The organism is Zoogloea sp. (genome assembly GCF_041914405.1).
Classification (GTDB): Bacteria; Pseudomonadota; Gammaproteobacteria; order Burkholderiales; family Rhodocyclaceae; genus Zoogloea.
In genome coordinates, this window is sequence record NZ_JAYSDK010000002.1 from 140,419 (window position 1) to 154,594 (window position 14,176).

The following is a 14,176-nucleotide window of genomic DNA, read 5'->3' on the forward strand; positions in this document are numbered from 1 at the left end:
TGACCATTCACCGGGCCTCTCCGGTGACGAGTCGGCGGCTCCATGGATTGTCGGGGTATTCCTGCAGCAGCCGTGCTTCGGCGGTTCGTGCCTGCTCCGGCTTGCCGTCTTCCCGCATCAGGCGGGCGTAGGTGAACAGGCTTTCTGGAACCCAGTATCCATGGCTGTTTTCGAAGAGCTCCTGGTAACCAGCGCGGGCCTGGTCGCGCTGGCCCGCCTGCTCGAAGGCCTTGGCTGCCCAGAACAGCGCTTCTTCCCTGGCGGGGGCGTTGCGGCGGTGCTGGTGCGCATCAAGGAACAGCGGCGCGGCGTCGGCGGGGCGTTCCGCGTTCATCGCCAACCACGCCCTTGCGTAGATCCGCTCTGGTGCGCTGGTGTACAGCCAGACGCCCATGCCTAGAATGAGCGCCAGCAGCGCGAGGTGGATGCGCCAGCGTGGCTGTGGATTGTCGGCGGGGTGGCTGGACCCTTCCTTGCGGCGCTTGAAGAGCAGGAGGAGGCCGGCGCCGAGCAGGCTCAGTCCGCTGGCCCATTCTCCCAGGTGTCCTGCCGGAGTGGTGCCGAAGACCAGCCGTACGGATGTTTCCTCCGGCACGACAAGCAGGAAGCCTGGCGCGGCGAGGTGCACGCTGCCCCGGGTTTCGAGTTGCCAGCGGGGGTGGTAACTCATCCGGATCAGGAGGGCTTGTCCCGGTGCGGAGGTGGAGAAGCTGATACGTTCCCGCTCGACCTGCAGGTTGCTGATCTGTGCCGGCTGCGGGCGAGGGCTGAATGCGCTGCGCAGCGCCGGCCCGGGGGCGTCGATGTAAACGGGCCACTCCGTATTCAGTCGCGAGCGCGACCTGAACCAGGCGTGGCTGTCCTGCATCCAGTCCACACGGGGTTTCAGTTGCCATGGATGCGGGTCGCCATCGATCAGCCGGTTATCAAGGGAGCGGGGGCGCAGCAGCAGGAAGGGCGGGCTGTCCGCCACCGTCTCGAAGAGGCCGCTGTCGAGCAGGCTGCGCTTGGCTTCGGCGCTCCTGAGCAGAACCTGATCGGCCCGCAGCATGCGCATATGGATGGCGGCCATGGCGGGGTCCAGATGGCCGCTGGGGAAGCGGACCAGCGGTGACGAGGGGCGGGCGGAGACCTCCGATTGCAGCTGATATATCGCCGGGCTGAGGAGTGCGGACTCCATGTACAGCCCCTCGAGCACCGGGCGTCCGCCCAGCAGCATCGGGAGCGCCTCAAGGCTGCGGGTGGAGCCCAGGTCCATGTTGGCTGGATCGTGCTCGAAGAGCAGGCGTGGAGAATCGGGATGGCCGGCCATGGCCGGGAGCAGTGGAGCCAGCGCCTGCCAGCCGGGTTTGTCCGTGGTGCCGCTGAAGTTCCAGCGTGCCCATTCGGCTGCCTGTCGAGCGTGTGGGGCCAGCCAGGCCAAGAGGCCGGCCAGCAGCAGGGCCGCCACGAGGGCATGACTGCGCACCGGCAGGTGGCTCGCGATGGCGCCGATCGCCCAGCCGGCGGCGACTGCACCGAAAAACCACGCCATCGGCAGGAAGCGGATATCTGCCAGTCCGATGCGGTCTGCCGTCATCCACAGAATGACGGCGAGGAACGCCAGCTGCATGAAGAACAAGATGACATGGAGCTGAGGCGTGCTGGTGCGGCGGACCCGCCGCAGGAGCCCGGCAAGCGCCGGCAGGCCACCGGCGAGGACTGGCCACAGGCTTGCGGGAATCAGGCTAGTCCACGGGGCGTTGGTGCTGCTGCCGTCATTAGCGATGGTGAAGCCATGCATTTCCAGCAGCGGCCATAGCCAGCCCCCCGCGAGCAGGAAGGCGAGGGCATGTCCTTTGAGCAGGGTGAGGGCCGCCGTGCGACGGTGCGGGGCATCGATGAGCAGGAGCCAGCTCCCGAACCCGCAAACGAGCAGCGGGTAGCCGTGGCTGAGGGTGGTCAGGGCTTCCAGCGCGCCGGCAAGGATCCAGCCGCGCGGCCCGCCGTGCACGGCCCGCATCCATGCCGCCAGCGTGACGAAGGCCAGCCACAGCCCCCAGCTGTAGGCGAACTCACCGGCGAGCAGGCTTAGCAGGTTGCCGCCCCAGATGGAGTTCTGCTCATGGGTGAGGAAGGACAGCGCGCCCAGTGCGCCACCGAACGCAGCCAGCGGCGTGAGGCGGAATGCGTGTCGTGACAGCAGGAACACCGTGCCGGGCAGCAGCAGGGCTGGCAGGACGATGGCCCATTTCAGGCCGGCGGCCAGGCCGACAAGCTTGCCGAGCAGGCTGGCGATCACGAAAGGCAGCGGGAAATAGTAGGCATGCAGCGGGTAGCCGCCGAACACCTCGGGCATCCAGGTGGTCAGTTGTCCGCGCGGTAACACGACCTGGTCGAACAGCCAGGCGTAAAGGACGTGGGAGGCGGTGTCGCCGCCGGTTGGCAGTGCCGGGCTGCTTACCAGATCCAGGCGCAATAGTGGCGCCAGCAGGCCCGCAAACAGCAGCGCGACCAGCACGTCGACAAAAAGCGAATCCGGCCTGGGCCGGGATGCGTCAGGATGGGCTGGTTGAGGGAATACGGATGCCATCGCAAGCCCGGGGTGCCAGGGCCTGTCCGGCGAGGACAGACCCGCTTGCCGGCAGCTGCTTACATGTTGAGGGTGACGGTGCTGCAGTTGGCGGTTGTGGTCTTTGTGGACTGTACCGACGAGCCGTTCAGTTCCGTGAGGGTGATCGTCGTGCCCCGTGCAGCGGTCACGCTACAGCTGTAGGTCTTGTTGTCGTGGGTGCAAGTGCCAGCCGGGCTGCTCGAAACCGAATCGTTGTTCTTTGCGGTATTGCCGGAGATGGTAGTCACGCACTGGGTGGTGGTTGTGGTGCTGGTCGTCGTGGTTGTCGTCGTCGTGCTGCTCGAGGTGGACGTCGATGTGCTGCTTGTCGTGCTGCTGCTCGTCGAGGAGGAGCTCGTCGATGAGGTGCTGCTGGTGGTCGACGTCGGCACGGTGGTGGTCGTGGTCGTGGCGATCAGTTGCCCGGTATTCACCGGATCGTTCGCGGCGATATTGGTATTGAGCGTATAGGACTGGCTGCCCCCACCGTTGTCGGTCCAGGTGATGGTGACCGCGACGGTCGTGTATTGCGGGGCGGTGGACGTGCTATGCGGCGTGATCGTCCATGTCCGGGTGAAGGACGAGCTGGTGCCGGTAATCGTGTCGCTGCCGGACGTCATGCCGGTGTAGGTGGACATCAGCGAGTAGGAGCGCAGCATCTCGATCTTCTGCTGCGCATACATGGTGGCTTCGGTCCGCTGCTTGGACAGCGCGTTGTCCTGCATCAGCGTGCCCTGGAACTTGGCCAGCGCGAGGAGGCCTGTGGCAAGGACGACGAGTGCTACCAGGACTTCGAGTAGGGTGAAGCCGCGGACTGCAGGGGGGGTGCTGATTTTCATGATCCGCTGCCTTGTTTGTGGGGGCTGCCCTGGCTCAGAAGTCGCGCCACGATCCGCTGACGCGCGAGATGATGGGTTGCACCGGGTAGTTGATCGGATTATCCGCCGCGGCGTTGAAGTTGATGGTGGTGTTGGCTGTAAATTTTGTTATCGCGCTGTCGGAAACCAGCGATCCGTAGATGTTCGTATTCCCCCAGCCCTGCATGTCCAGACCATTGTTGCAATAGACGATCCCGTAGAGGGTCATGTTGCCGTTGAGCTTGGGGCAGTCGCTGCCAGGCGGGTTGTCGAAGATGACGATCACCGGCGAGGTAGGGGAGCCGGTTGAGCCAGCCGGCGGGTTCCAGACGTTACCGACTGAATTGACGACGTAGTCGTAGTAGAAAATGGGGCCGGCGATCGCGCCGCCTGTTTGACGCTTGGCCAATGCCAGCATCTTATCCTTGGGGGTGGAGAAGGTCTGGTCCCATGCCGAGCCGCTGAAGCCGTTGGCCACGGTCTGACCGGTAATTGCGAAGTGACCCGGATCGATACACGCGCTGCCGACTGGCCCGGTGGAGGAAACGATCGCGTTGGAGACGGCGTTCTGGGCATTGATCGATGGGTTGCCGGTCACGTTGCTGATGCAGCCATTGACGGTCACCGGCGGCAGTGCGGGCGAGGTGAACATCAGGGCATTCACGCTGACGATCTGGCGGACCGTCGCGGTCGCGTCGCCCGTGGCCACGGACACGATTTCGACAAGCAGGGGCGAGGCGCTGTTGCGCCACAGGGTCACCGTCGCCGTGTAGCCGTTGAAGGTCTGGGCGGCGACCGAAACCGTATTTTTCTGGTTGTAGGGCGGATGGGTGGTGGTATCGACGACCCAAGCTGCTCCTGTGCCACCCACCGGCACGTTATAAGGGCAGGTCGCCGGGTCTGCGTTGCAGTTCGGATTGCCATTGGTGCCCAGCCAGGCGATGGCGTATTCGAGGCCGCCGGCGGCCGCTTCGAAAGCCTGGCTGTAGCGATAGTGGTTGGCCGAGGTCACCTGCTCGAAGATGGCGTTCCGGTTGGCAAACAGGGTTGCCAGGGTGATCAGGACCAGGGCGACCAGCGAAACGAAAAGGGTCGCCACGCCGCGCTGGCGTCGCGGGAACATGCTGGGTTGATGTGCGCGGATCATGGACGTCATGCCTCTCAGCTCGGGCTGAACAAGTCGTTCCCGAGCCTGATCGTTTCCTGCAGGGTCTGTTGGATCTTGTTGTCGGTGGCGCATTGGGCCGTGAGGGTGATGGTCACGTAGCGGACCTTGATGTTCGGCCCGGAAGAGGTTCCGTTGGTGTAGACCGGGGACGAATCGGTTTCAGCAAAAGTCAGGCCGGTGATCTTCAGGTTGGCCAGATTGGTAAGGTTGGTCCACCCGCTCGAGCCGCCGCAGGCGCTGCCACTGGTCCCGTTGTTGAGCATTTGGATGCCGGTGCCGCTCAACTGGAAGCCGAAGTATTCGCCGGACTCCAGGGTGCCGTTGCCGTTCTTGTCGTAGCGGTAGAGGATGCAGCCGGCGGTGCCGGTATCCACGTTCGCGAAGGGGTTCGAATAAGCCGTGCCGTAGCCAACGCCGGACAGGGCGCCGGAGGTGTAGTTCGGGCTGCCCCAGTAGCCAGCGCGCCGGAGGTCGCGGATCATCAGCGTCATGGCGGCACGCATCTCCTGGTTGAACTGGATGGTCTTGATCGAGCTGGTGTTGTTGACCACCGTGCCGCTCATGAAGGTCGTCAGCCCGAGCATCAGCAGGACGCCGATGCTCAGGGAGATCATGAGTTCGGTCAGCGAGATGCCCCGCTGGCCTGCGGCGGATTTCAGCATGACGAATATCCTGCGGAGCTCGAACCGCTGGGGGTGCAGATCGAAACCATGCCCAGCAGGCTGAGGCCGACTTGCGCCTGGGTGCCCGCGGTGGATTGGAAGGTGACGCTGCCAGCCTGGGACACCAGACCCTGCAGGGGGTCGATGGTCGGGTCGGCCGTGAAGGCACTGGAGGCCATCGTGACCCCCGTGTTGGTCTGGGCATTGACCAGCTTCAGCGAGCAGTAGTTGGCATCGCTGGCGGGCTTGGTGCAATCGCAGCTGCTGCCCAGCTTCATCCCATAGCACCAGTTTGCACCGGTCGCGAAATTGACATAGACGGTGCTGTTGTTACGGATGGCTTCCATGCGGGCGGCCTGGAGGTCGCCGAACAGGGCATCGGCAGCGCCGCGCAGCCGGTAGCGGTCAAAGAAGCTGCTGAACGACGGGATCGCGACGCTCGCGATGATCGAGATGATGACGATCACCACCATCATTTCGATGAGGGTGAAACCGGATTGGCGGTGCCGGAGAAGGTTTTTCATTTTGCCCAGCATGTCTGGCTTGGTCCGTAGTACAGGCCGGGCTGGCCCGTGACGACGGAACCGTAGTAGGTGGGGGACAGCGCGCCGCTGACGGTGATCGTCATGGACGTGCAGCCGGTATCCGACGCCTGCGAGGATCCGCTGACCGCATTGGCGGTGGCGACGTAGCTGGTGGCCGACGGGTTGGTGACGCTCAGGGAGTAGTAGCCCTGATCCGAGTTTGCGGACACGCCGATGGATGCCAGGCTGCCGTAGCTCGGGTTGTTTGCGCGCCACTTCTCCTCGGCGAGCTGGATGCGGCTGAGGGCGACGAGTGCGTCGGCGCGGCGGCTCTTGCGCATGTAGCTCTGGTAGGAGGGGATGGCGACCGAAGCGAGGATGCCGAGAATGGCGATGGCTACAAGCAGTTCGATCAGCGTAAATCCGGCAAGGCGCGATTTCATTTTATTTATATTGCGTTTGTTTATTTAAATGGACTAGCTCATTTAAATTGTGATCGACTGAATTCCCTTTGAGATCCAAAGCTTGTTTGCGGGGCTTGATATTGATCCCGAAATTACCGTCGGCATTTTTCTGTCCTCGCGCAGCAAGGATTCCACCAAAGTTCCCCAGCTGGCATGAATTCAGTTTGTTTTCATGTACCTGGTAGCGGCTCCCGTCGCCGATTCCTTATATCGCAAGAGGCGGTTTCGTGCGCGCGTCATGCAATGTTTCACACTGGGATCGCTATTCGGGGAGCCGCCCGGGCCACCTCATGCCTAGCCGTTGATTGCTATCGGCCGGCGGCTGGCCCTTCAAGCTACGACTTAATTTTGAATGGAATCGGCTGACGTCGTGCGGTCTTATTTCTCACTGGCCGAAGTCTATTTCCTCAGGACCGTAAATTCTGGTCGATGGCCCATACCGCGGCTTCCAGTCGCGAGCGAAACTTCAGCTTTTTCAACAAGTTCTTGATGTGTACCTTGACTGTCCCTTCCGCAATGTTGAGGTCGCGGGCAATCAGCTTGTTGGACAGGCCGCTGGCCAGGCAGCCAAGGATGTCCTTTTCCCTTTCGGTCAGCGGCGCCAGGCTGCGTTCGGCGGCCTGGGCTTCTTCGCGCAGGGAGCGGGCCAGCAAACCATTGAGGCTCGGGCTGATGACGATGCGGCCGCGCTGGGCCTCGACGATTTGCGCCAGCAGTTCCTCGGGTTCCATGTCCTTCAGCAGGTAGCCGTCGGCGCCGGCCCGGATGGCCGCCACCAGGTCGTCGGCCGCATCGGAGACGGTCAGGATCAGGATGCGGGCCGCCAGATCGGCGTCACGCAGGGCCTTGAGGGTCTCGATCCCGTTCATGCCCTTCATGTTCAGGTCGAGCAGGATCAGGTCGGGTTCGAGGGCCTTGGCCAGTTCAAGCCCGTCTTCGCCGCTGGAGGCCTCGCCGATGAGGTGCAGTTCGTTGTTGAGAGCGATCAGCTGGGACACGCCTTTGCGGAACAGGGGATGGTCGTCGATGATGATGACGGAGCTGAGGGCAGGGGTTGTCATGGAAGCGTTCCTTGGCCGGAGGCCTGGTTCTCGTTGATCGGGGGAGTGGCGGGGAAGCGCAGCTCGACGCGGGTTCCACCCCCTTCGCGGGGGGCGATGGTGAGTTCGCCGCCCAGGCTCTGGGCGCGGTCGCGCATGATCACCAGGCCGTAGCGGTGCAAGGGCAGGGCCTGGGGGTCGAAGCCGACGCCGTCGTCGTCGATGCAGACGTGGAGGAGTCCGTCCGCTGCGTTCTCAAGGCGGACCCGCACGTGTCCGGCGCCGGCGTGGCGTTCGACGTTGGATAGGGCTTCGCGGATGATCTGCAGCACGTGGATTTCCCGGCTGGGGGAGAGGGCGATGCCGCCGATGCGGTTGTCGAGCGCTGGTGTCAGGCCGGTGCGCCGGTGGAAGTCGCGGACCGCATCATCGATGGCGGCCGGTAGGCCGCGCCCGTCGATGCGTAGGCGGAAGGTGGTGAGCAGCTCGCGCAGTTGCCGGTAGGCCTCGTTGAGGCCGTCACGCAGTTCCCGCACCACCTCATGGACGGGCTCGGGGGTTGGGCTGCGGCCCAGCATGGTCTGCAGGCGCGTGACCTGGATCTTCAGGTAGGACAAGGATTGCGCGAGGGAGTCGTGGAGCTCGCGGGCGATCACCGAGCGTTCGTCCAGCAGCGCCAGACGGTGCTGTTCCTCGTTGCGCTGGCTGGTGGCGAGGGCCGCGCCCATATGGCGTCCCACGGCTTCCAGCAGCTCGATCTGCCAGGGCGCGAGCGCCTGGTTGGCGGCCTGGGCCAGCAGCATTGCGCCGTGGCTGAGGGTGCCATCGAAAAGCGGTACCGAGATCAGCGGCGCGCGACCCGGTATCGGCCCCAGCCGGCGCACCTGTCCGTCCGCCGCGTCGTCCGCGGCGCGGGTCAGGGCTTCGATAGCGGTCGGCGTCAAGCTGTCATCCACCGGCACGACGTCCACGTATTCGGCCTTCTTCAGGCACAGGGCTACCGCCCGGATGCCGATGACCTCATCGACCTCCTGCAGGACCTGCAACAGGGTCTCCCGGGTTGCGGTCTTCTCGGACAGGGCGCGGGTGGTACGGTACAGGAGGCGCAGGGACTGGTTGCTGAGGGCCAGCTCTTCGGTCTTCTCCTGAACCCGGTTTTCAAGCTGGGCATAGAGCTGGGACAGATCCTCGACCATGTAGTTGAAGGCTTCGCCGAGCTGTCCCAGTTCGTCCTGTTCCCGTTGCGGAACGCGCACCCCGAAGTCGCCACGCCGGACGATGCGCGCCGAGGCGAGCAGATGCGCCAGTGGCAGCACGACGTGCCGCTTCAACTGGAAGACCGTGCTGGCCCCGATGATCAGCAACAGGATCAGGGAAATGCCCTGGACGATGCGCAGGAGTTGGAGCTTGGCTTCCAGCCCCTGCTCTACGAGGGCGACCAGGCGATCTATCTGCCCAACGATGTCTTCGGTGGCGGACTGGACCTCCCGGTCGCTGGCATGGCCTGCCGCCGATCGCTGGGCGACGGGGCGGAAGTGCTGCTGCCAGGTTGTTCCCACGATGGTGTAGGCGCGCCGCACCGGATCATCGGCGCGGGAGGGAAGCACCTGGGTCAGGTCGGTGCTGCGGTACCGGGCTTCAAATTCGGTGAGCGCCGCCGCGAGACGCTCAGGGTCGTCGCGCCGGCCCGCCGCTGCGCCGACGACGTAGGACTGCATGCGCAGGGAGCCAGCCAGGTTGATCGCCCGGGCTTCGCCGGACGACAGCTCCGCCACGGTGATTGAGGCGACGATGGACACCACGGCAAGACAGGCGATCGCGGCAATCCACAAGCCCAGGCGGCGGACGACGGACGGAGCGCCCGCCGGGCTGGCGGCGGAACGGGCGAGATTCAAGGTGAGGACTCCTGCTCAGGGCGATAGCCGGGATTGTGGGGCCGCCGGGCCCTTGGGCGCGACAGCCGGTTTTGGGGGACGGCTGGAAAATGGTAGTAGGGAATGATGCCGCCGGGCTTTCCGCCGAATTTCCCATTGCTGCCCGGATCGGGGAGTAAAACATTTTAAAAACAATGAAGTAATCTGATTTTTTGTCTATTTTTTGATTACCACTTTGGAGGTAATTTACGCGTTTGTGCTGACTTGGCGACTCTGATCTAAATCAAACTTTGGGCCGGATTCAGCTTCTAGACTGCGCTTCATATCAAACGAGGCGCAGTTGTTTTTCTGGCGCCCCCAACACGAGATTGGCGAGGTGAGTGATGCATACCAGTTTTGATGACCTGAGCCTGATGCTGGGTGAAATAGCCTTGTTCCGCGGGTTGCCCCTTACCGTGATAGCTGAGGTGGCGCGGGCTTCGCAAGTGCTCAGCCTGCCCAAGGGGCGAGTCATCTACGCTGCCGGTGACCGGCCCCGCGGCTTGTATTACGTGATGTCGGGTCACCTGAAGACGGTGGTGTCTTCACCGGAGGGCGGTGAAAAGGTCATCGAGATCCTGTCGCCGCGCCAGGTGTTTGGCGTTGCCGAGCTGTTCGCTGATGCGGCCTGTGTGTCCACCGTGGAAACGGTGACGCCGGTGGTCGTGATGGCGGTGGGTCGGGATGGCGTGTTCCGGGCAATGGAGCAGGAGCCCGAAGTCGCCCGCCGCATGCTGAGCGCGATGGCCGAGCGCCAGTCGTCGATCGAGCGGGATATTGCCGCGGACTGCTTCCAGAGCGGCAGTGCGAAGGTCGTGGCCTATCTGGCGCGCCTTGCTGTGGAGCACGGCTGCGAGGCCGGCCAGGTCGAACTGGAACTGGAGATTCCGAAGCATGTGCTGGCGGCGCGTCTCGGCTTCACGCCCGAGACGCTGTCCCGTATTTTCCGGGAGCTCTCCGACGCCGGAATGATCCACGTCCATGGCAAGCAGGTGACGTTGATGGAGGCGTTTTCCCGTCAGTACCTGACCCGCCCGGGCGTGCGCCGGTTGGCTGCGGTCACCCCCCGTAGGGCGGAGCGGCCGGTCGGGAACTGGCGCGATCGCGCTCCGGCCCCCGGCGTGACCGGAATGGTCGCCTGGGGCTGAGCTCGGCCAGACTCCAGAGCAGCGTTCTGTTCCACCCAGGGCATGGGGTATCCTTGCCGCCTTGTGCAAGTACGAGGTGAATTGGATGCTGGTCGAGGATTCGGATTTCGACTGCCCGGTGCCGGGACTTCCTCTCAGTCGCCAGGTCTTTGTGAACAATGCGCTGGCCGCGGGTTATGCGCTGGCCGTGCGCCCGCGCAGCGGGCAATCCGTGATCCAGACCTCGGCGGATGGCCTGGTTTCCGGTGACATTCATATCAGGGGTGTCGACAAGACCGCCGTGCGTGCCTACTGGGTGCAACCTGCAGGCAAGGGCCCGTTCCCGACGGTGCTGGTGGTGCAGGAAATCTTCGGCATCCACGAGTACATCCGTGACACCTGTCGTCGCCTGGCCCGTCAGGGTTATCAGGCCATTGCCCCCAATCTGTTCCAGCGTTATGGCGATCCGATGGGCATCCCCACTGTTCAGGAGATCATGACGGACATTGTGGCCGAGGTTGCCGATGCCCAGGTGCTCAGCGACCTCGATGCATGCGCCACGTGGGCCGCGACGAACGGGGGGGATCCGCAACGCTTGAGCCTGACCGGGTTCTGCTGGGGCGGACGGATTGCCTGGTTGTATGCGGCACACAATCCCTGCTTGAGGGCGGCAGTAGCATGGTACGGCCGCCTGACTGGCAAATCCTCACCGATGACGCCGCGTCATCCCGTCGAGCTTGCAGGCGCCTTGCAGGCGCCGGTACTGGGCTTGTATGGCGGCAATGACGCAAGTATTCCGCAGGAGGATGTGGAAGCGATGCGTGAGGCGATCGCCAGCGCCGGCAAGCGGGCCGAGATCGCCGTCTATCCGGAGGCCGGACACGCCTTTCATGCCGATTACCGGCCCAGTTTCCGTGCGGCGGATGCCGCCAATGGCTGGGTCCGGATGCTGGAGTGGTTCCGCACCAACGGCCTGTGACCGCCGGCGCGAAGACCGCGAGGCTTAGTTCCGCAGGCTGATCACCGGCCAGCCGAGGGCGCTGGCGTGGGCGCGGAGGGTGTCGTCCGGATCGACTGCCACCGGGTCGCTGACCTTGCCGAGCAGTGGCAGGTCGTTGTGGGAGTCGCTGTAGAACCAACTGCGCTGGAAGCTGCCCCAGCACAGGCCGAGGCTCTCGAGCCAGGCCTCCACACGTTCGATCTTGCCGCCTTTGAAGGCCGGCGTGCCACGCGGCTTGCCGGTGAAGGCGCCGTCTTGCTGGGCCGGAATGGTGGCCACCAGGTGCGGAATGCGGAAGGCGCGGGCGATCGGGCCGGTCACGAAGCTGTTGGTGGCGGTCACGATGGCGACGATGGCGCCAGCGTCCAGATGCTTGTTAACCAGCGCCACCGACTGGGGCGTCATCATCGGCAGGATGCGCGTGTCCATGAACTCGCGATGCCAGGCGTCCAGCTGTTCGCGGCTGTGGCGGGCCAGCGGCTTCAGCTGGAAGTCGAGGAACTCGAAGATGTCCAGCGTGCCGGCCTTGTACTGGTCGAAGAACTCCTGATTGCGGGCTTCATAGACTTCCTTGTCGAGCACGCCGCGGGAGATCAGGTATTGGGCCCACTCGAAGTCCGAGTCGCCGGCGAGCAGGGTGTTGTCCAGGTCGAAAAGTACGAGTTCCATCGGGGGCTCTGTTCAGGAAGGTTCTTATAGTGTGCTGTCCCGCTGCAGGATTTCCCGCAGCAGGGGGAGGGTGATCGGGCGCTTGCGCTCCAGCGAGGCGGCGTCGAGGGCGTCAAGGGTGCGCAGCAGGCTGGCCAGGTCGCGGCGGCCGTGGCGCAGCAGGTATTGCACGATTTCCGGTTCGAGGCGCAGGCCGCGGGTGGCCGCCTGGGCGTCGAGGATCGCATGGCGGTCCTCGTCGGTCAGGGCCTTGACCTCGAAGATCAGGCACTGGCCGATGCGCGTGCGCAGGTCTTCGCGCACATGCAGGTGCATTGGCGCCGCGCAGCCGCTGGTGATCAGCGTCATGCGCAGGCCGCGGGAGGCGTTGAAGGCGCGAAACAGGGCGATCTGCGCCTCGGGGCCAAGAGCTTCCACGTCATCGATGGCCAGCAGCAGGCCCGGTGCTTCCGGCAGGTAGTTGTCCACGTCGCCGGCGCGCAGGTAGCAGGCAGGCCGGCCGGCCTGGGCCGCCGCGCTGACGACATTGCGCAGCAGGTGGCTGCGCCCGCTGCCGGGGTCGCCCCACAGGAACAGGTGCTGGGGCACGTCCGACACGGGCACCGCCTCGTAGAGGGAGGCGAGTAGGTCGGCATTGGCCGCGGCGGCGTAGTTCTCCAGCAGCGGGGGGGTGTCGGAGTGCAGATCGAGAGTGAGTTGCTTCACGGGGCGCTCTCGCGGGACCGCACCTGAAAGGGGCGGTCGGGCGACATTTCGGCTAAAATTCGGGTTTATTTGCGTGCGCAGGGCGGGTGAAACCGGTCTTTAGCGCCGCAAGGCCTGTAATGTAGCCGGTCGCGGCGGGGCGCTCAACCCGAAGAGCGTATTCCTTCCGTGCCGGATGCCTGCCGGGCCGCCCCGCAATTTTCTTGAAAGAAGATCACAGAACCCATGAGCTCCCTTACTTATCGCGATGCCGGTGTGGATATCGATGCCGGCGATGCCCTGGTCGACCGTATCAAGCCCTTTGCCAAGCGCACCATGCGCCCGGAGGTGCTGGGCGGCATCGGCGGTTTCGGCGCCCTGTTCGAGATCTCCAAGAAGTTCAAGGAGCCGGTGCTGGTGTCCGGCACCGACGGCGTCGGCACCAAGCTCAAGCTGGCCTTCCAGCTCAACAAGCATGACACCGTCGGCCAGGATCTGGTCGCGATGAGCGTCAATGACATCCTCGTGCAGGGCGCCGAGCCGCTGTTCTTCCTCGACTACTTCGCCTGCGGCAAGCTGCACGTGGATACCGCCGCTACCGTGGTCGAGGGCATCGCCCGCGGCTGCGAGCTGTCCGGCTGTGCGCTGATCGGTGGCGAAACCGCCGAGATGCCGAGCATGTACCCGGACGGCGAGTACGACCTGGCCGGTTTCGCGGTCGGCGCCGTGGACAAGTCCAAGATCATCGACGGCTCCACCATCCGTCCGGGCGACGTGGTGCTGGGTCTCGCTTCCAGCGGCGCCCACTCCAACGGCTACTCCCTGATCCGCAAGATCATCGAGGTCAGCAAGCCCGACCTGGAAGCCGATTTCCACGGCCGCAAGATGAAGGACGTGATCATGGAGCCGACTCGGCTCTACGTGAAGTCCCTGCTGGCCCTGATGGAAAAGCGTGACGGCCTGGTCAAGGGCCTGGCCCACATCACCGGTGGCGGCCTGCTCGATAACGTGCCGCGCGTGCTGGCCGACAACCTGACCGCCGTCCTCAAGAAGGACGCTTGGACCCTGCCGCCGCTGTTCCAGTGGCTGCAGCAGGCCGGCAACGTGGACGCCCAGGAAATGTATCGCGTCTTCAACTGCGGCATCGGCATGGTTGTCATCGTTGCCAAGGAAGACGCGGCCGCGGCAGCCGAGCAGCTGCGCGCCACCGGCGAGACGGTGTACGAGCTGGGCACCATCGAAGCACGCGCCGAAGGCCAGGCCCAGACCGTGGTGGTCTGATCCTGCGGGGGCGCGCCCCCGGAATATGCGTTCGATCAAAGCGGGCCCAAGCGGCCCGCTTTACATTTGCGGGGTGGAATCCACTCTCGGTGCGCCGCCTTAACGCAGCTTTACGGCGGGCTAACCGCGGCTTACCCGCAGAAAGGCAATGATCGGCCGGTCGCTGCACAGCGTGTGCCGCCCTTCCGCTCTCC

The 14,176-nt window shown here is 64.4% G+C and carries 13 protein-coding genes; 3 read left to right on the forward strand and 10 right to left on the reverse strand.

Annotation, left to right across the window (positions count from 1 at the left end; genetic code table 11):
• Positions 1–7: 7 nt before the first annotated feature.
• The 8 genes from ACE3RX_RS01825 to ACE3RX_RS01860 form a co-directional block, all read right to left on the reverse strand.
• Positions 8–2,500, reverse strand: coding sequence for a 6-pyruvoyl-tetrahydropterin synthase-related protein (locus tag ACE3RX_RS01825; RefSeq protein WP_374479685.1), 2,493 nt, complete (start codon positions 2,498–2,500; stop codon positions 8–10).
• A 131-nt stretch (positions 2,501–2,631) separates the two neighbouring features.
• Positions 2,632–3,432, reverse strand: coding sequence for a prepilin-type N-terminal cleavage/methylation domain-containing protein (locus tag ACE3RX_RS01830; protein ID WP_374479687.1), 801 nt, complete (start codon positions 3,430–3,432; stop codon positions 2,632–2,634).
• 34 nt (positions 3,433–3,466) lie between these two features.
• Positions 3,467–4,606, reverse strand: a complete 1,140-nt coding sequence (locus tag ACE3RX_RS01835; RefSeq protein WP_374479689.1) for a hypothetical protein — start codon at positions 4,604–4,606, stop codon at positions 3,467–3,469.
• A 5-nt stretch (positions 4,607–4,611) separates the two neighbouring features.
• A complete protein-coding gene (locus ACE3RX_RS01840; protein WP_374479691.1) occupies positions 4,612–5,280 on the reverse strand; it encodes a PilW family protein in 669 nt (222 codons plus the stop codon).
• Entirely contained in the window at positions 5,274–5,804 is a 531-nt protein-coding gene (locus ACE3RX_RS01845; RefSeq protein ID WP_374479692.1) for a GspH/FimT family pseudopilin, read from the reverse strand. The genes ACE3RX_RS01840 and ACE3RX_RS01845 overlap by 7 nt, the downstream gene beginning before the upstream one ends.
• Positions 5,801–6,247, reverse strand: coding sequence for a type IV pilin protein (locus tag ACE3RX_RS01850; RefSeq protein WP_374479694.1), 447 nt, complete (start codon positions 6,245–6,247; stop codon positions 5,801–5,803). The genes ACE3RX_RS01845 and ACE3RX_RS01850 overlap by 4 nt, the downstream gene beginning before the upstream one ends.
• A 428-nt stretch (positions 6,248–6,675) precedes the next feature.
• On the reverse strand, positions 6,676–7,329 hold the full coding sequence (gene narL / locus ACE3RX_RS01855) for a two-component system response regulator NarL (protein WP_374479696.1): 654 nt from the start codon (positions 7,327–7,329) through the stop codon (positions 6,676–6,678).
• On the reverse strand, positions 7,326–9,203 hold the full coding sequence (locus ACE3RX_RS01860) for an ATP-binding protein (RefSeq protein WP_374479698.1): 1,878 nt from the start codon (positions 9,201–9,203) through the stop codon (positions 7,326–7,328). Before ACE3RX_RS01860 ends, narL begins: the two co-directional genes overlap by 4 nt.
• 362 nt (positions 9,204–9,565) lie before the next feature.
• On the opposite strand from ACE3RX_RS01860, the gene ACE3RX_RS01865 reads away from it, so the two are divergent.
• Positions 9,566–10,369: a Crp/Fnr family transcriptional regulator gene (locus tag ACE3RX_RS01865; protein WP_374479700.1), complete on the forward strand. Its 804-nt coding sequence runs from the start codon at positions 9,566–9,568 to the stop codon at positions 10,367–10,369.
• Positions 10,370–10,454: 85 nt separating this feature from the next.
• Positions 10,455–11,327: a dienelactone hydrolase family protein gene (locus ACE3RX_RS01870; RefSeq protein ID WP_374479702.1), complete on the forward strand. Its 873-nt coding sequence runs from the start codon at positions 10,455–10,457 to the stop codon at positions 11,325–11,327.
• A gap of 24 nt (positions 11,328–11,351) precedes the next feature.
• Here ACE3RX_RS01870 and ACE3RX_RS01875 read toward each other — a convergent pair whose 3' ends face one another.
• The gene (locus ACE3RX_RS01875) at positions 11,352–12,017 is read right to left on the reverse strand and encodes an HAD family hydrolase (RefSeq protein WP_374479704.1); all 666 of its coding nucleotides are present in this window, start codon (positions 12,015–12,017) and stop codon (positions 11,352–11,354) included.
• 24 nt (positions 12,018–12,041) lie between these two features.
• Entirely contained in the window at positions 12,042–12,722 is a 681-nt protein-coding gene (hda, locus tag ACE3RX_RS01880) for a DnaA regulatory inactivator Hda (RefSeq protein WP_374479706.1), read from the reverse strand.
• Between the two features lie 225 nt (positions 12,723–12,947).
• Here hda and purM point away from each other — a divergent pair, with 225 nt between their 5' ends.
• The gene (gene purM / locus ACE3RX_RS01885; RefSeq protein ID WP_374479708.1) at positions 12,948–13,982 is read left to right on the forward strand and encodes a phosphoribosylformylglycinamidine cyclo-ligase; all 1,035 of its coding nucleotides are present in this window, start codon (positions 12,948–12,950) and stop codon (positions 13,980–13,982) included.
• Positions 13,983–14,176: the final 194 nt, after the last annotated feature.